Raw genomic sequence first — 17,423 nt, 5'->3', positions numbered from 1 at the left:
GGCATCATGAACACAAAGCGATGGCTCGGATTGCGGCAATTGGCGATGACGGTATTGGTAGTCATCGGATTGAGTGCTGCCACAATGGCAACGGCCCAGTTCGATCCCCGCTTCTCGACCGATCGGAGCGCGCAGAAGCTGGCGTGTCCGAACGCCGGGGAGGTGCGGGCGTTAATCGACGGCAAGCTGATCTGTGTGCGTCCCGTCGTGGGACTCGACGCGGACGAGAGTCGGCGCGTGCCGAACTGCAACGGCGCACAGACGCTCGTACGCAGCGCGGATGGACGTTTCTTCTGTGTCGACGGCGATCTGGGCGAAAGCGCGAAACCGGTCTGTTTCAACGGCGGCTCGCCGATCCGCAAAACGGACGGAAGTTTCGTTTGCCGTCGCGCGGCGACCGACGCCGGCAAGCCGGATCTCGAGGTGACCTTGATCGAGGCGCACGGCTGCACCGACGGGGTGTCCTCCGGCTGTTCCGGCAGCAGCACGCTGAATGTGCCGCTGGGGCCGCAGGCGGCGTCAATCCGCGTGCGTGTCCGCAATATCGGCACGCGCGACTCCGAAGCGACACAGCTCATCTTCGGCTTTCCGCCGAACGCACCGTTCAAGGGCGATTTCACGTTCCTCGATCCGCGCGAGTTCTGTGTCGGCCGTCTAGCGTCCACGCCAGACCTGGCTCCGGTGTGTGCTGACACGCACGGCGAGTACGCGTTTCCGATCTCCAGCTCGCTCGATCTGAACGCGGGCATCGACGTCCCGCGACTGGCGCCGCGTGCGGAGTTCGTTGCTTACGCGATCGTTCGCCGGAAGACGCCGATGGCGTCGTTTCCGAAAACCGATCTGGTCGACCGCACGCAGCTGTTCGCGCGGGTCAACGACGGACGCAGGTTCGACGAACTGCGCTTCGAAAACAATCAGGTCGTGGTGGATGTCCGGCTGCGGGACTGAACGTGCCGGCGCATCGCAATCGCCCAGCCGTCGGCGCGACCCGGATTCAGTCCGCGATGCGTTCGCCGGATGGGCCGGTGATCGATCGCGCCAGCCGTGCGGGGAACCGCGTCGAGCTCAACGTGCCGGCCGGAGTGGCACGCTGTAGCGCGCTGGCGTCGACCAGCGTTTCGGCAATCTCGGCGAACGACGGGTTCGACGCGTCCGGTGTGGCGCAGGTCGATCGTCTGCGCGGCCGTGTCGAGATCGACCGATGAAATCCAGGCTGCATCGCTGGTTGATCGCGCTGGTCGTGAGCGTGCTGTGTTCCGCGGCGGCGGATGCGGCGACCGTTTCCATGGGCCGGTATGTCGCCGTCGTCGACGGCATTGCCTCCGTGATGGACCTGCAGCAGACCGATGCCGTCATCAACGGCGAACTGAACGAAGGTGCGATCCGTCTGCTGCTGCGCGGCCCGGCGCAACTCGAACCGCTGGTGCTGCAGATCAGCGATGCGGAGTACGGCATTGCACTGGGCACGATCGTCGGGCGTCTCGATGCGGATGCATTCGATGCCACGGTGAAGATCACCAATCCGTTCAGCGGGCAGAGCAGCGAACGGCAGGTGCGTTTCGTCCGCGAGACCGCGAGCGCGCGGGACGAGGCTGCGTCTGGTGCACCCGGTGTCGGCAGTGACGGCGCCTTGGACGCGCGCCTGATCGGCGTGTGGATCCACGAGGAGGTCATCAACAGCCCCGGCGGTTCGGGCATTGCCTCGTTTGCCACACGCCGCACGATGCAACTGGACGCGGATGGCCGTGTCCTGCAATGGGTCGAGTCCGCTGGCGGGGGCAGCGGCTGGAGCCACGATGGCGGCCGCACGATCGAATTCAGCGGCCAGTGGCAGGGGCGCGACGGCACCCTGTATCTGCGCGCCGACGGGCAGCCGGCGTTCGCCCCGGCCACCGCGTATCGATTCTCCGGCGCCTATCTGGTGCTGGAGGGCAACGGCCGCAAGATCATTCTGCAGCGCCGCTGATCCTTCTCTCGAAGGCAAAGAAACGGCGGCGGACTCAAAGGCTTGGGTCGTTCCAGCTTGCATCGGAGGGACGCTGCGGCCACAATGCTTTGAGTTCAAAGCATCTGCCATGTCCTCTCACGTTCTGCCATTGCTGGGTGCCCTGCGCCGTATCGCGCAGTCGCTCGATTCCTACTCCAAGGCAATCGAGCACAGTGCTGGGCTGACCCTGCCGCAACTGCTGCTGCTTGAAGCGTTGCGCAATGAAACCGCGCCGATCACGGCCGGGCGCCTGGCCGACCGCGTCAGCCTGACCCAGGGCACCGTGACCTCCATTCTTGATCGCCTCGAAGACCGCGGCCTGATCGCGCGCATGCGTGCGATCGAGGATCGGCGCCGCGTGCTGGTGACGCTGACGCCGCAGGGACGTGATCGCCTTAATGTGGCGCCAGCCTTGATGCGCGACGACTTCGTGCGTGGTTTTGCGGCGTTGCCGGAGGCCGAGCGCGAGGCACTGCTGGCTGCGGTCGAGCGCATCGGCAGTTTGATGCGAACCGAACCCCACTCTGAGGCACGCGGCGTGTCTGTGCCGCAGGCCAGTGAACTGATGGATCAACCAAACTAGGAGTTGCGATGTGTGGTTTCGCCGGCGAGCGCCGATACGATGGACAGCTCGCCGATATCGGTGCAGTTGCGAAGATGACCGACGCGCAGGCGCGTCGGGGCCCCGATGGTGCGGGTCTGTTCCAGATGGGTCCGCTGGCGGTCGGACAACGACGGCTGCGCATCATGGATCTGTCGGAGCATGCGCAGCAGCCGATGATCGACAACACGCTGGGGCTCGGCATCGTCTTCAACGGTGCGGTCTATAACCATCCCGAGCTGCGCGCTGAGCTGAAGGGCCTGGGGTATTCGTTCTGGTCCGAAGGCGATACCGAGGTTCTGCTGAAGGCCTACCACTGCTGGGGCGCGCAGTTCGTCCAGCGCCTGCACGGCATGTTCGCTTTCGCAATCTGGGAGCGCGATTCGGGCCGCATGCTGTTGGCGCGCGACCGTCTCGGCATCAAGCCCCTGTACTGGACACGCAAGGGCGCACGACTGCGTTTCGCCTCGACCTTGCCGGCGTTACTGCAGGCCGGTGACGTCGACCGCGACATTGACCCGGTCGCGCTGCATCACTATCTGCACTTCCACGCCGTGGTGCCGGCGCCGCATACGATCCTGCAGGGCGTGCGCAAGCTGGCGCCGGCGACGCTGATGTTCGTCGAAGCCGATGGAAAGACGCGCGAGGAAACCTACTGGTCGCCCTCGTTCGAGCGCGACGCCGACGACGAGGCGCGCAGCTTCGAGGACTGGCGCGATCTGACGCTGGATGCGCTGCGTCTGGCGGTGAAGCGACGGCTGGTGTCGGACGAACCGGTCGGCGCGCTGTTGTCGGGTGGCGTCGACTCCAGCCTGATCGTTGGCCTGATGGCGGAAGCAGGGTCGAACCTGCGCACGTATTCGATCGGCTTCGAGGATGTCGGCACCGAAGCTGGCAACGAGTTCCAGTACTCGGACATCGTCGCCGAGCATTTCGCCACCGATCACGAAAAGATCTTCATCGACAGCCGCACCTTGCTGCCGCGGCTGCCCGAGGCGATCGCCGCGATGAGCGAACCGATGGTGTCGCACGACTGCGTCGCGTTCTATCTGCTGTCCGAGGCGGTGTCCAGGCACAGCAAGGTGGTGCAGAGCGGACAGGGCGCGGACGAAGTCTTCGGCGGCTATCACTGGTATCCGCCGATGATGCAGACCGACGACCCACTGGACACCTACCGGCAGGCGTTCTTCGATCGTACGCAAGCGGAGTATGCGCAGGTGGTCGATCCGCGTTTTCTCGGCAGCGACCATTCGCTGGAGTTCGTGCGCGCACACTTTGCGCAGGCGCACGCGCCGGATGCGATCGACAAGGCGCTGCGGCTGGATACCAACATCATGCTGGTCGACGACCCGGTCAAGCGCGTCGACAACATGACGATGGCGTGGGGTCTGGAAGCCCGCGTGCCGTTTCTCGACCACGAGATGGTGGAGCTGGCCGCACGTACGCCAGGGCGATACAAGATCGCGCCGGATCAACCGGAGATGGGCGGCAAATACGTGCTCAAGGAAGCCGCGCGCAAGGTGATTCCGGCGGCGGTGATCGACCGGCCCAAGGGATATTTCCCGGTGCCGGCGCTGAAGTATCTGCAGGGGGATTTTCTCGACTACGCGCGTTCGCTGCTGGATGCGCCGGTCGCGCGTGAGCGCCAGCTGTTTCAACGCAGCTACATCGACATGCTGTATCGGGACCCCGAGGCGCACATCACGCCGCTGCGTGGATCCAAGCTGTGGCAACTGGCTGCGCTGGAAGGCTGGTTGCAGGCACATAAAGTCTAGGAGTGCCGACATGACATCGAAAAAACCCCGGGCGGGCTCACGTAGCCGCGTGAAGGATCGCGATGCGGTGATCGGTCCTTCGAGTCTGGCGCATCACCGGCCGGCGTTTGCCGATGAGGCGGATCAGCCGAACCGGCAGGATGTGGCACTGGAATGCGGCTGGGGCAAGCTGATCCTGGCGCATACCTACGCGCAGCCGGAAGACGTTGCACGAGAGGTCCAGGGCGAGCGTGCGGGCGCGCGCAACATCGCGATTTATGTGCGGGACCCGCATGTGATCCTGGCGCAGGCACCGCAGCAGCTGTTTCTCGATCCATCACATACGTTCCGTCTGGCGCTGCAGTCCTTCGCGATGCCCGATGATGTCGCGGTCGCATACCGCATCCGTCGCCTGAATTCGATGGAAGATGCCGAGGCGATCAACCGCATCTACCTTGCACGCCAGATGGTGCCGGCTGATCCCGGGTTCCTGTGGACGCATCGTGACTCGCCCAACATCACGTATCTGGTTGCCGAAGATCCGTTCAGCGGCGCGATTCTGGGAACGGTGACCGGCGTCGATCACGTGCATGCGTTCGGCGATCCAGAAGGAGGCTCCAGTCTCTGGTGTCTGGCGGTTGACCCGGGCGCGACGATGCCGGGAATCGGTCAGGCGCTGGTGTGCCATCTGGCCGAGCATTTCCGTCTGCGTGATCGTGCGTTCATGGATCTGTCGGTGATGCACGACAACGAGCAGGCGATCGCACTGTATGAAAAGCTGGGTTTCGAGCGCGTGCCGGTGTTTTCGATCAAGCGCAAGAACGCGATCAACGAACGTCTGTTCACCAGTCCGGCGCCAGATGACGCGGCGCTCAATATCTACGCGCGGATCATCGTCAATGCCGCACGACGCCGCGGCGTCGACGTCGAAATTCTGGATGCGTCCGCGGGCTATTTCCGGCTCACTCTCGGTGGGCGTTCCGTCACCTGCCGCGAGTCGTTGTCGGAGCTGACGACGGCGATAGCGATGTCGCGCTGCCAGGACAAGCGCGTGACCCAGCGCATTCTTTCGGCAGCGGGTCTGGCGGTGCCGGAGCAGCGCGAGGCCGATGGCAGCGATGATGATGTCGCCTTTCTTCAGCAGCACGGAGCGGTTGTGGTCAAACCGTCCGACGGTGAGCAGGGCCAGGGCATCAGCGTGGATCTGCGTGATGCCGGCGAGATGCGCGAGGCCATCGAGCGGGCACGCCAGTTCGATAGCACGGTGCTGATTGAACGCTACTGCCCGGGGCAGGATCTGCGCATTGTGGTGATCGGCTACAAGGTGGTCGCTGCGGCTTTGCGCAAGCCACCGGTCGTCACCGGCGACGGTCAGCACAGTATCGCTGAGCTGATCGCCAAGCTGTCGCGCCGTCGTGCTGCCGCAACCGGAGGGGAGTCAACGATTCCGATGGATGCGGAGACCGAGCGCTGCGTGCGCCTGGCCGGATACGCGATGGATGCCGTGCTCGACGAAGGTGTCGAGCTGGCGGTACGCAAGACCGCCAATCTGCATACCGGCGGGACGCTGCACGATGTCACCCACTTTTTGCATCCGCGCTTGTGCGCGGCGGCAGTGGATGCCGCCAAGGCGCTGGAGATTCCGGTCACCGGTCTGGATTTTCTGGTGCGCTCGCCGGCGCTGTCCGACTACGTCATTGTCGAGGCCAATGAGCGCCCCGGGCTGGCCAATCACGAGCCGCAACCGACCGCCGAGCGCTTTCTCGATTTCATGTTCCCATTCAGCATCACGCGCGAGACGACCTATGCCCAAGACGCAGAAACTACCCATTGATGCGCAGTACCTGCGACAGACAATGCTGGAGCTGCTGGCGATTCCCAGCCCGGTCGGGCTGACCGACGAAGTGGTGCACTACACCTGCGGCAAGCTCGACGAGTTGGGCGTGCCGTACGAGATCACCCGGCGTGGTGCGATCCGCGCGACGATCAAGGGTGAGACTGATCGTCCCGCCTGTGCCGTCGTTGCGCATCTGGATACGCTGGGGGCGACGGTGCGCTCGCTCAAGCCCAATGGTCGATTGTCGATGCTGCCGCTGGGTACCTGGTCGAGCCGCTTCGCCGAGGGCGCACGGGTCACGCTGTTCTGTGATCACAACTCTTACCGTGGCACGGTGCTGCCGCTGATGGCCTCGGGTCATGCGTTCAATGACGGTGTCGATACCCAGCCGATCTCCTGGGACCATGTCGAGCTACGCATCGACGAGTACGCTCAGAGCACTGAAGCGTTGCGGAAGCTCGGCATCAACGTTGGCGATTTCATCGCGATCGATCCACAGCCCGAGATTCACGAGAACGGGTACATCTCGTCGCGGCATCTCGACGACAAGGCCGGCGTTGCGGCGTTGCTGGCCGCGGTCAAGGCCATCGTCGAATCCGGCGTGACGCTGCCGGTGTATTTTCATCCGATGTTTACCGTCACCGAGGAAGTCGGTTTCGGCGCCTCCGCGATTCTCGATGACAAGATCAGCGAGATGATCGGCATCGACATCGCGATTCCGGCGCCAGGCCAGAATTCGCGCGAGCACGGGGTGACGATTGCGATCTGCGATTCCAGCGGTCCATTCGACTATCACTTGACGCGCGAGCTGATCGGTCTGTGCCAGAAGCACGGCGTCGATCACCAGCGCGATGTGTTTCCGTACTACTTCTCCGACTCGGCTGCGGCGCTGCGCGCGGGCTTCGACATCCGTCATGCGCTGATCGGCTTTGGCGCGGATTCGTCGCATGGCTACGAGCGTACGCACATGTCGGCTTTGGTCTCGATTGCCGAACTGCTTTCGCTGTACGCCCAGAATGGTCCGGTGATTGCCCGTGATCGCAAGGTGGTGGGTTCGATCGAGGGCTTTCCACATCAGTGGAAGCCGGAAGACCTGGAGGCGCCAGAGCCGCTGCCGCATCCGAAGGAATTCCTGTAGGCGCAGCGCTTTGCCCGCCGCACGTATTCCCGAGCGGCGGGCGATCGGTTAGCTTGGGCGCATCGAGCCACGAGGAGCGCCATGCAGCGCGCGTTTCGGTATTACGACTTTCTGGTCGCGGGCATGGTGGCGGTGCTGCTGTGCTCGAACCTGATCGGGCCAGGCAAGGTCTGCACGGTCGACCTGCCGCTGTTCGGACCGCTGAGCTTCGGCGCCGGCAATCTGTTCTTTCCGGTTGCCTATATCTTCGGCGACGTGCTGACCGAGGTGTACGGCTACGCCCGCGCGCGGCGGGCGATCTGGGCCGGCTTTGGCGCGATGATTTTCGCCACGATCATGTCGACCATCGTCGTCGGCATGACACCAAGCCCGGACGAACCGTGGAACCAGACCCTGCAGCCGGCGCTGGAGATCGTCTTCGGCAGCACACCACGCATCGTTGCCGCCAGCATTCTCGCGTACTGGGTCGGTGACTTCGTCAATTCCTACGTGATGGCGAAGATGAAGCTGTGGACGCAAGGGCGGTTTCTGTGGACGCGCACGATCGGTTCGACGATCGCCGGACAGGGCGCCGACTCGCTGCTGTTCTATCCGATCGCGTTCTTCGGCGTCTGGACCAACGACGCGCTGATCGCGGTGGTGATCTTCAACTTCCTGATGAAGCTGTCGGTCGAAGTGGTGTTCACGCCGGTGACTTACTTCGTTGTCGGTCGTCTCAAGCACGCCGAGGGCGTGGACATCTACGATGACGGTACCCACTTCACACCGTTCTCGCTGAAGGATGAAGGTCACCGGCACAAGGTTCAGGAATAAGCGCGCAGGAGCATCCGATGTGGAATGAACGATACGCCGCCAAGGAATACATTTACGGCACCGAGCCCAATACGTTTCTGGCCGAGAACGCCGGGATGCTGCACGGTCCGGTGCTGTCACTGGCCGAAGGCGAGGGTCGCAACAGTGTGTACCTGGCGTCGCTGGGTCTGAAGGTGCTCGGCGTCGACAGTTCCGAGGTGGGCCTGGCCAAGGCGCAGGCGCTGGCCCAGTCCAAGGGCGTCGAGATTCAGACATTGGTGGCGGATCTCGCCGAGTTCGAACCGGAGCCCGGCGCCTACGGCGCGGTGATCTCCATTTTTGCGCACCTGCCGAGTGTGATCCGCAACCGCCTCTATCCGCTGGTTGAGCGATCGTTGAAGCCCGGCGGACTGATCCTGCTGGAGGCGTATTCGGAGGATCAGCTGGGCCGCGATACCGGCGGTCCCAAGGATCTGGATCTGCTGATGACGCCGGCCAAGATCACGCAGGGCTTCCCGAACTGCGAACCGGTGCTGCTGCGCGAGCAGGTCCGCGAGGTGCGTGAAGGCAGCTACCACACCGGCGAGGCCGCCGTGGTCCAGTTCATCAGGCGCAAGAAGATCTAGGCACTGCCGTCGGGCGGCATGACGCCGCACTTCCGGCACGAACATAGTCAAAAACAATCAAACAATTACCAACAATCAATTTTATTAAATATCTCGCAATCGGTACTGTCATCGCCGTAGCAAGCCCACCCGACGATTTGAGGAGCGCGCGATGTCTTCCGAAAGCAAGTGTCCCGTTGTGCATGGCGGTAGCGGTAATGCAGTGGCAGGTTCGCAGACGAATGCGGACTGGTGGCCGAACCAGCTGAACCTGAAGGTGCTGCACCAGCATTCGTCCAAGTCCGATCCGATGGATTCGTCGTTCGACTATCGCGAGGCGTTCAAGACGCTCGATCTGGATGCGGTGGTCAAGGATCTGCACGCGCTGATGACCGATTCGCAGGACTGGTGGCCGGCCGATTACGGGCACTACGGTCCGTTCTTCATCCGCATGGCCTGGCATAGCGCGGGGACCTACCGTACGTCCGACGGGCGCGGCGGCGCCGGTTCCGGCGAGCAGCGCTTCGCACCGCTGAACAGCTGGCCGGACAACGCCAATCTCGACAAGGCGCGCCGCCTGTTGTGGCCGATCAAGCAGAAGTACGGAAAGAAGATTTCCTGGGCCGATCTGATGATCCTGGCCGGCACGGTCGCTCTCGAATCGATGGGCCTGAAGACCTTCGGCTTCGCCGGCGGCCGCCCGGATGTATGGGAGCCGAGCGAGGACATCAACTGGGGCCCCGAGTCCGAGTGGCTGGGTGACAAGCGCTACACCGGTGATCGCCATCTGGACGATCCGCTGGGTGCAGTGCAGATGGGGCTGATCTATGTGAACCCGGAAGGCCCCAACGGCAATCCGGATCCGATCGGCTCCGGCCGAGACGTGCGCGAGACCTTCGCGCGCATGGCAATGAACGATGAGGAAACCGTTGCGCTGACCGCCGGCGGGCACACTTTCGGCAAATGCCACGGTGCCGGCGACGCCGCGCTGCTGGGACCGGAGCCGGAAGGCGCGGACGTTGAGGCGCAGGGCCTGGGCTGGGTCAGCCGGTACCGCAGCGGCAAGGGTGACGACACCATCACCAGCGGCATCGAAGGCTCGTGGACGCCGAACCCGACCCAATGGGACTCCGGCTATTTCGACGTGCTGTTCGGCAACGAGTGGGAGCTGGTGAAGAGCCCGGCCGGCGCGCACCAGTGGACGCCGAAGACGGCGAACGACACGAACATGGCACCAGCCGCGCACGATGCGTCCAAGCGCGTGCCGATCATCATGACCACGGCCGACATGTCGATGCGCATGGACCCGGCCTACGAGAAGATCTCGCGCCGCTTCAAGGACGATCCGGACGCCTTTGCCGATGCTTTCGCCCGCGCCTGGTTCAAGCTGACGCATCGCGACATGGGGCCGGTCTCGCGCTATCTCGGCCCGCTGGTGCCGAAGGAAGAACTGATCTGGCAGGACCCGGTGCCGGCGGTCGATCACCCGTTGATCGACGACAAGGACATCGCGACGCTGAAGGCCAAAATCCTGGCGTCGGGGCTGACCGTTCCGCAGCTGGTAGCGACGGCTTGGGCGTCGGCTTCGACCTTCCGCGGTTCGGACAAGCGCGGCGGTGCCAATGGCGCACGCATTCGTCTGGCGCCGCAGAAGGACTGGGCGGTCAATCAGCCGGAACAACTGGCCAAAGTGCTGGCCGAACTGGAGACCCTCCGCAGCACGTTCAACGCCGGTGGCAAAACCGTGTCACTGGCCGATCTGATCGTGCTGGGCGGTTGCGCAGCGATCGAGACAGCGGCGAAGCAGGCCGGGTATGACGTGAAGGTGCCGTTCTCGCCGGGTCGCACCGACGCGTCGCAGGCGCAGACCGACGTCGAGTCGTTCGCGCCGCTGGAGCCGAAGGCCGACGGCTTCCGCAACTACCTGGCGCCTGGCTATCCGGTGCGCGCAGAGGCTGCACTGATCGATCGCGCGCAGTTGCTCACGCTGACGGCGCCGGAGATGACGGTGCTGGTTGGCGGCCTGCGGGTACTGGGCGCGAATACCGGGCAATCGCCGCACGGTGTGTTGACGCAGCGTCCGGGTGTGCTGAGCAACGATTTCTTCGTCAAGCTGCTCGACATGGGGGCCGAGTGGATGCCGTCATCGACCGCGGGTGTCTACGAGATTCGCGACCGCGCGACGGGCAAGGTTCGGTGGACCGCGACCCGTGTCGATCTGGTGTTCGGCTCCAATTCACAGTTGCGTGCCTTGGCCGAGGTCTACGCCGCCGATGATGCGAAGGAAAAGTTCGTGCAGGACTTCGCCGCCGCCTGGGGCAAGGTCATGAACCTGGATCGTTTCGACCTTACCTGAGCGTCTGACGAAGAGGGTCACGTCAACGAGGGCTGTCCCGCAGTCTTGAGTGAGTGGGGCTTTAATAGGGCCGGTCCGGGGTCTCCCGGGCCGGCCTTTGCCGTTCCAGGGCTATGGCAGGGCTGGCGGCTCAGGCACAATGCGCGCCTTCACCCGGAGCCTTGCCGCAGATGTCGGCACCGATGCCCGGGCAGGGCGCGTGCGCCGCCTTGAACCCTGATACTCATTAGAGAGGATCGCCGGATGATTCCGTTCTCGCTGCAAGTCGTGTTCTTTCGTGTGCTGATGTTCGTGCTCAAGATCAGCACCCTGTTCCTGCCGATCTTCGGCAAACCGCAGATCGTCAGCGGCCCCGGTTCGTCGTTGAAGCTGTGCGAGATGATCGCGGCCAACGGCGTCAAGAAGCTGCTGATCGTCACCGACGCAATGCTGGTCAAGCTCGGACTGCTCGAAGCGATGCAGAAAAGGCTGAGCGAGCTGGGCGTGCAATGGTCCGTTTATGACGGCGTGCAGCCGGACCCCACGATCGCACAGATCGAAACCGGTCTGGAGATGCTGCGCAGCGAAGGCAGCCAGGCGATCCTCGCGGTTGGCGGCGGTTCGTCGATCGACGCTGCCAAGGTCATCGCCGCGCGCGCGACCAACAACAAGCCGATCGCGAAGATGGCCGGCCTGTTCCGTGTCTGGCGCAGGATTCTGCCGCTGTATGCGGTGCCGACCACGGCCGGCACCGGCTCCGAAATCACGATTGCCGCGGTGGTGTCCGATCCCGCGCAGCACCGCAAGTTCGCGATCATGGATCCGCGCCTGCTGCCGACCGCCGCCGCGCTCGACGGCTCGCTGATGAAGGGACTGCCGCCGCCGATCACCGCCGCCACTGGCATGGATGCGCTGACTCATGCGGTGGAAGCGTATATCTCGCGTAACGCGATGGCCGATACCGACCGTGAGGCGCTCGATGCGACGCGGCTGATCGTGCAGAACCTGCCCAAGGTCATGGCCAGCGGGGCCGACGAGGAAGCGCGCCAGAACATGTCGCTGGCCTCCTACAAGGCCGGCGTGGCCTTCACCAAGGCCGGCGTCGGCTACGTGCACGCGATCGCACACAACTTCGGTGCGCGTTATCACGTCCCGCATGGCCTGGCCAACGCGATCATCATGCCGTACGTGCTCGATTTCTCGAAACCGGCCTGTGCACAGCGCCTGGCGGATCTGGCCAAGGCCGGCGGCCTGGCCAAGGGCGGCGAAACCCCGGAACAACTGGCCGATGCCTTCATCGCGTGGATCCGCGAAAAGAACCAGCAGTTCGGCATTCCGACCAAGGTCGAGAAGCTCAAGCGCGAAGACATTCCGGCCATTGCCACCGCCGCTCTGAAGGAAGCGCATTACACCTACGCGGTGCCGCGCTACATGGATCAGCCGGACTGCGAACGCTTCATCGCGCAGATGCTGGCCTGAGGCAGGCCGCGGACCGATCATCCTGCTGCCACGAGGAAACGCCCTGGAGACTTGATCGACGATGTTGCGGTTGGGGCATTTCGAGCGGGTGGTTGTGTTCACGGGGGCCGGCATGTCCGCGGAAAGCGGCGTGCCGACCTACCGCGGTCGTGGTGGCATCTGGAACGAGTACAACTACGAGGATTACGCCTGCGAGCTGGCATTCCAGCATGATCCGGACAGCGTGCTGGACTTCCATGAACTGCGCCGCTCGCATGTGTTGACGTGCGTGCCGCACGCCGGTCACCTGCATCTGGCGGCACTGCAGCGCGTGCATCCATCGCTGAACATCATCACGCAGAACATCGACGGCATGCATCAGCGTGTCGGGACGAGCGTGGCCGCCGAACTGCACGGCAGCCTGTGGCGTCAGCGCTGCGCGCAGCACGGCCGCCTGACCGATACCGCGGGCGGGCGTTACCGCGTTCGCGTGTGTCCGCGCTGTGGCCAGACGCTGCGCCCCGACATCACCTGGTTTGGCGACGGTATCGATCAGGCCGTGTTCGCGACCGCGCAGGCGTTGATCGACGAATGTGATCTGTTCATCGCCATCGGCACCGCTGCGATTGTCTGGCCGGCTGCCGGTCTGATCCCGTTCCAGCGCAAGCCGCGCCCGTGGCTGGTGGAGATCAATCCGGAAGAGACCGAGGTGTCGGATGGCTTCGACGACGAGATCCGCCAGCCGGCATCTAAGCTGTCGCAGCTGCTGAAGATGTAACGTTGCTGCGACCGAACTCAATTCCCCGGGATATCCATGTCTGAGCCGCTGCAGCTGTCTGCCACCGCACTGGCCCGTGCGATCCGTGCGCGTCACTTGCGCAGCCTCGACATCGTCGAGGCGCACATCGCCCGCATCGAGCGGGTCAATCCCACTATCAATGCGGTGGTCCAGCAGCGCTTCGACGCCGCCCGTGACGAAGCGCGCGCTGCCGATGCCGCGATCGACCAGGGGCGGGACGATCTGCCGCCGTTGCACGGCGTGCCGTGCACGATCAAGGAGAACTTCGCCTTCGCCGGTTTTCCGCAGGTGTCCGGCCTGGTCGCGCGGCGCGATGCGATTGCCAACGCCGACGCCCCGACCGTCGCGCGTCTGCGTCGCGCCGGCGCGATCGTGCTGGGCTTCACCAACACTTCCGAGCTGTGCATGTGGCTGGAGTCGAACAACCGCGTCTACGGCCGCACCAACAATCCCTACGATCCGCGCTGCATGGTCGGTGGTTCCAGTGGCGGCGAGGGCGCCATCATCGGCGCCGGCGCGTCGCCGTTCGGACTGGGCGCGGATGTCGGCGGGTCGATCCGCTTTCCGGCGTTCTTCAACGGCGTGTTCGGGCACAAACCGACACCGGGCATCGTCCCGAATACCGGCCAGTACCCGCTTCCGGAAGGGCGGATGAACTTCAACTGTGTGACCGGCCCGCTGGCGCGGCGAGCCGAAGATCTGTGGCCGCTGCTGCAGATCCTGGCTGGCGCGGATGGCGTTGATCCCGAAGCGCGTGATGGCGCGCTCAGCGGCGATCCGGCGGCGGTGGACGTCAGCGCCCTCCGGGTGCTGTCGATCGAGCACAACGGTCGTCATCCGGTCGCGGCGGATCTGCGCGCAGCGCAACGCGGCGCGGCGGACTGGCTGGGGTCTCAGGGCCGTGGGTTGAGCACGCCTGTGTTCCCGGCGATGAAACGCTCGTTCGAGATCTGGTCGGCGCTGATGCAGCAGGCGCAGCCGCAGCCATTTGCAGAACAGCTCGGCCAGGGGCGGCGCATCTCCGTGGCGCGCGAGCTGCTCAAGCTGAGCGTCGGGCGTTCAGACCACACCGTCCCCGCGCTGGTGCTGGCACGCACTGGAAAGCGTGCCGATGCCGGTCGAGCGGTATGCGCGCCTCGGCGCCGCGCTGCGTGCGGAACTGATCGATGCGATCGGACCGGACGGCGTGCTGCTGATGCCGCCGTATTCCAGCGCCGCGCCACGGCACAACGTGCCGCTGCTGCGGCCGTTCCACTTCGCCTACTGCGGCCTGTTCAACGTGCTTGGCTTTCCGGTCACGCAGGTGCCGCTGGGTCTGAATCGCGATGGCCTGCCGCTGGGCGTCCAGGTGGTCGGCATTCCGGGCAACGATGCGGTCACGATCGCCGTCGCCCAGGCGCTGGAGCAGCGCTTCGGCGGCTGGGTGCCGCCGGCAACCGCCGCTCGCGGCGTGGCCTGAAAATAAGGCGGCTCAGCCGCCACTGTTGCAGCTGTTGATCGGACCGGTGGTGCCGCAGGGGATTGCGCAGACTCCGTTGATGCACAGGATGCCGCCGCCACCGGTGTCACTGCCCGATCCGGTATCGCTGTTGCTGTTGCTGGAATCACCCGCAAAGTGTTCGTCGATGGATTTGTCGAGGCCGTCCTCTGCGGCATTGCCGAGCGCATTGAGCATCACAGCCGTTGCCGCACCGGCCGCTAGCACGATCGCGCCGACGCGCAGCCCCCAGTTGCCGTGACTGGCGCCGTCCCCTTCGGTCGCGCCCAGGGATTGCAGCCGGGCATCCAGCGGCAGGCCCATCAAGTGCACGCCGTGATCGTCGCCGAATCGCAGATCGAGGACTGCCGGTTTATCGACCACCGCAGACATCTCATTGGCGCCCGAGGCCAGCCACAGGCGGCGCCAGCCCAGATCGCTGGGATACAGACCGAGACGCAGGCTTGTGCGGTGGTCTGCGTGGGCCGCGCCGAAATCCCAGTTGAATTTGAGTCCCGGTTCCAGCAGGTCGGGCGTAGCGTCGTTATTGCCGGCAATGACCGGTGCAGAAACGCAGCAGGCCAGCAAGGCTGCAACGAAGTAGTGCTTCATGGTCTCCCTCCCAGGATGACATTCCGGCGTTATTCATCGTGTCGGTCCGCTCTGTGTCGGACTGAAGTCAAGAGTATGCGTGAGGCCGGCCCGTTGGCAACGGGGCGGGTTTCAGCTGGGGCGCGCAGGAACCGGCTGCAACAGGGCCAGCCGGCACAGCACGATGCCGCTGAGAACCACGACGCCGCCAATGGCCTGCTGGGCGCCGAAGCGCTCCGATAGCAGCACCCAGGCGAACAGGCTGGCGGCGACAGGCTGCACCAGCAGGCTGACCGACGAGAACGAGGCCGGCAGGTGCGCCAGGGCGTAGGCGATCAGGCCTTGGCCACCGACGTGGGACAGCACTGCCAGTCCGAACAGCAGACTCCAGGCGCGCAGATCGGGAGGCCACAGGGTCTCGCCCATCGCCAGCGTCAGCGGCAGCGTCAGCAGCGCCCCGGCCGCAGTGGTCCAGAACATCACCTGCAGGGTATTGAACTGTCTGCGCTGGCGACTGACGCCGAGCAGGTAGCCTGCATAGAACACCGCTGCGGCAATGCCGAGCAGGTCGCCAAACGCCGTTTCAGGCCCGATCTGCAGGCTGTCTGCCATCAAGGTTGCGGCGCCGACTAGTGCCAGTGCCAGGCCGATGATGTAACGGCCGCTGACACGCTCCCCATACAGGCGCCACGCGGCCAGGGTCACGAACACCGGCGCCATGTTGGCCAGCAAGGTGGCGTTGGCGACCGAGGTCCAGCGGATCGATTGGTGCCACAGCGCCAGGTCGGCGGCAAAGAACACACCGGCCAGCCACAGCCAGCGCAGTGGTCGCGGGGTATCGCTGGCAGCGGGTGGTTGCGGCAGGCGCCACAGCAACAGGCCCAACAGCGGCAACGCCAGCGCCAGCCGCCAGAACGCGGCGGCGCTGGGGCCGACACCGGCCGTGCGGACGAAAATCGGCGCCAGTCCGATCAGCACGGCGCCGAGAACCAGCGCCGGCAGCGCGCGGCGCTCGTGGGGATGACTCATGCGGGATCGGCGTCGGGTCGATGCGTCCAGCGCTCCACCGCCTGGTCGTAGTCTTTGGCCAGCGTGCCGAAGACACGGTCCCAGATCGGCAGGAAGCCGCCGTAGTTGCCGCGCACGCGGGCGTGGTGATAGTCGTGATGCAGCGCGCCGTCGGACCCCGGCAGCCAGTGGGTCGGCGACCAGCGGAAGGCGTAGCCGGCGTGACCCTCAGCCGCTTCCCACTGGCGGATGATGATCCAGACCCACAGCAGCGCCACGTGGGATCCCAGCAGTGCCGGGCCGATGAAGGCCAGCGAGCCGGTCAGCACATACTCGAGCGGGTGCATGTAATGCCCGCTGATCGCCCAGGGTGCGAGCACGCGGTGGTGCAGACCGTGAACGTGCTTGAGCAGGAAGCGCTGGTGCATCGAGCGATGCAGCCAGTAATACAGAAAGTCGTCCAGGTAGATGCAGAACAGCAGCTGCAGCAGCAGCACCCACCAGGCCGGCAGTGGGCCGGTGTGGATGCCGGCCAGACGCATCAGCGGCCAGGCGGCAACCGCCGCCGCAAACATCCAGAGGTTGTTGATCAGCCACTGGCGCAGTGACAGTCGCACCATCCGCGATCCCTGGATCAGGATGTTGCGACGCTCAGCTTCTTCGGCACTGAGTTCGGCCCCGCGAGTGTTGGGAATCTTGTAGTGCCGGGCCCAGCTCGGCTGGCGGGCTGCGATCCACGTCAGCGGACCGGCAAAGCTGATGAAGGCCCCCATGCTCAGCAGGACGGTGCCAATCGGCACCCACCAGAACATGGGGTCTTGATAGATCGAAATCAGGGCGTTCACGCGCGCAAGATTAGCAGTCCGCCCCGGCTTCCGCGTGCGCTCACCCTGTGCATCGCAGCGGTATCATCTGGCGCGTCGGTGCATCAAAACGCAGCGTGCGCACGGCCCTTATACACAATGATGGCTATGCACGGTTGCCTGTCACAATCAAGTGGTTCCACTGTCAAGATGTCGTCACATTCGTGCAGTTTGTTAA

At 64.6% G+C, this 17,423-nt stretch carries 16 protein-coding genes; 13 read left to right on the top strand and 3 right to left on the bottom strand.

Going from position 1 to position 17,423, the window contains the following annotated elements:
* Positions 1–6: 6 nt before the first annotated feature.
* The 13 genes from E4T66_RS12350 (at position 7) to E4T66_RS12295 (ending at position 14,803) form a co-directional block, all read left to right on the top strand.
* Positions 7–948 (top strand): hypothetical protein, encoded by a 942-nt coding sequence (locus tag E4T66_RS12350; protein ID WP_136849348.1) that lies wholly within the window; start codon positions 7–9, stop codon positions 946–948.
* Positions 949–1,004: 56 nt separating this feature from the next.
* Entirely contained in the window at positions 1,005–1,205 is a 201-nt protein-coding gene (locus E4T66_RS12345) for a hypothetical protein (protein ID WP_136849347.1), read from the top strand.
* Positions 1,202–1,966, top strand: coding sequence for a hypothetical protein (locus tag E4T66_RS21360; protein WP_169577598.1), 765 nt, complete (start codon positions 1,202–1,204; stop codon positions 1,964–1,966). The genes E4T66_RS12345 and E4T66_RS21360 overlap by 4 nt, the downstream gene beginning before the upstream one ends.
* Positions 1,967–2,075: 109 nt before the next feature.
* The gene (locus E4T66_RS21355; RefSeq protein WP_169577597.1) at positions 2,076–2,570 is read left to right on the top strand and encodes a MarR family winged helix-turn-helix transcriptional regulator; all 495 of its coding nucleotides are present in this window, start codon (positions 2,076–2,078) and stop codon (positions 2,568–2,570) included.
* Positions 2,571–2,578: 8 nt separating this feature from the next.
* Positions 2,579–4,363, top strand: coding sequence for an N-acetylglutaminylglutamine amidotransferase (locus tag E4T66_RS12335; protein ID WP_136849345.1), 1,785 nt, complete (start codon positions 2,579–2,581; stop codon positions 4,361–4,363).
* Positions 4,364–4,373: 10 nt separating this feature from the next.
* The gene (ngg, locus tag E4T66_RS12330) at positions 4,374–6,176 is read left to right on the top strand and encodes an N-acetylglutaminylglutamine synthetase (protein ID WP_136849344.1); all 1,803 of its coding nucleotides are present in this window, start codon (positions 4,374–4,376) and stop codon (positions 6,174–6,176) included.
* Entirely contained in the window at positions 6,148–7,317 is a 1,170-nt protein-coding gene (locus E4T66_RS12325; RefSeq protein WP_136849343.1) for an osmoprotectant NAGGN system M42 family peptidase, read from the top strand. Before ngg ends, E4T66_RS12325 begins: the two co-directional genes overlap by 29 nt.
* A gap of 81 nt (positions 7,318–7,398) precedes the next feature.
* A complete protein-coding gene (locus E4T66_RS12320; protein ID WP_136849342.1) occupies positions 7,399–8,130 on the top strand; it encodes a queuosine precursor transporter in 732 nt (243 codons plus the stop codon).
* Between the two features lie 17 nt (positions 8,131–8,147).
* Positions 8,148–8,735 carry an SAM-dependent methyltransferase gene (locus E4T66_RS12315; RefSeq protein WP_136849341.1) on the top strand — a complete coding sequence of 196 codons (588 nt, stop codon included), beginning with the start codon at positions 8,148–8,150 and terminating at the stop codon, positions 8,733–8,735.
* A gap of 151 nt (positions 8,736–8,886) precedes the next feature.
* Positions 8,887–11,070: a catalase/peroxidase HPI gene (katG, locus tag E4T66_RS12310; protein ID WP_136849340.1), complete on the top strand. Its 2,184-nt coding sequence runs from the start codon at positions 8,887–8,889 to the stop codon at positions 11,068–11,070.
* A gap of 243 nt (positions 11,071–11,313) precedes the next feature.
* Complete coding sequence (locus E4T66_RS12305; RefSeq protein ID WP_136849339.1) at positions 11,314–12,528, top strand: iron-containing alcohol dehydrogenase; 1,215 nt, start codon at positions 11,314–11,316, stop codon at positions 12,526–12,528.
* Between the two features lie 112 nt (positions 12,529–12,640).
* Positions 12,641–13,285, top strand: coding sequence for an SIR2 family NAD-dependent protein deacylase (locus E4T66_RS12300; RefSeq protein WP_248679663.1), 645 nt, complete (start codon positions 12,641–12,643; stop codon positions 13,283–13,285).
* A 36-nt stretch (positions 13,286–13,321) separates the two neighbouring features.
* On the top strand, positions 13,322–14,803 hold the full coding sequence (locus E4T66_RS12295; protein WP_211242890.1) for an amidase: 1,482 nt from the start codon (positions 13,322–13,324) through the stop codon (positions 14,801–14,803).
* Here the strand turns inward: E4T66_RS12295 and E4T66_RS12290 are convergent.
* From E4T66_RS12290 to E4T66_RS12280, 3 genes are all read right to left on the bottom strand, one after another.
* Positions 14,778–15,395: a hypothetical protein gene (locus E4T66_RS12290; protein WP_136849337.1), complete on the bottom strand. Its 618-nt coding sequence runs from the start codon at positions 15,393–15,395 to the stop codon at positions 14,778–14,780. The two genes, E4T66_RS12295 and E4T66_RS12290, sit on opposite strands and share 26 nt — an antisense overlap.
* A gap of 111 nt (positions 15,396–15,506) precedes the next feature.
* Positions 15,507–16,403, bottom strand: a complete 897-nt coding sequence (locus E4T66_RS12285) for a DMT family transporter (protein WP_136849336.1) — start codon at positions 16,401–16,403, stop codon at positions 15,507–15,509.
* Positions 16,400–17,227: a sterol desaturase family protein gene (locus E4T66_RS12280; RefSeq protein WP_136849335.1), complete on the bottom strand. Its 828-nt coding sequence runs from the start codon at positions 17,225–17,227 to the stop codon at positions 16,400–16,402. The genes E4T66_RS12285 and E4T66_RS12280 overlap by 4 nt, the downstream gene beginning before the upstream one ends.
* Between the last annotated feature and the right edge of the window lie 196 nt (positions 17,228–17,423).

It is taken from the genome of Sinimarinibacterium arenosum (genome assembly GCF_005047655.1).
Lineage (GTDB): Bacteria > Pseudomonadota > Gammaproteobacteria > Nevskiales > Nevskiaceae > Solimonas.
This window is presented reverse-complemented; position numbering and strand designations above follow the sequence as displayed.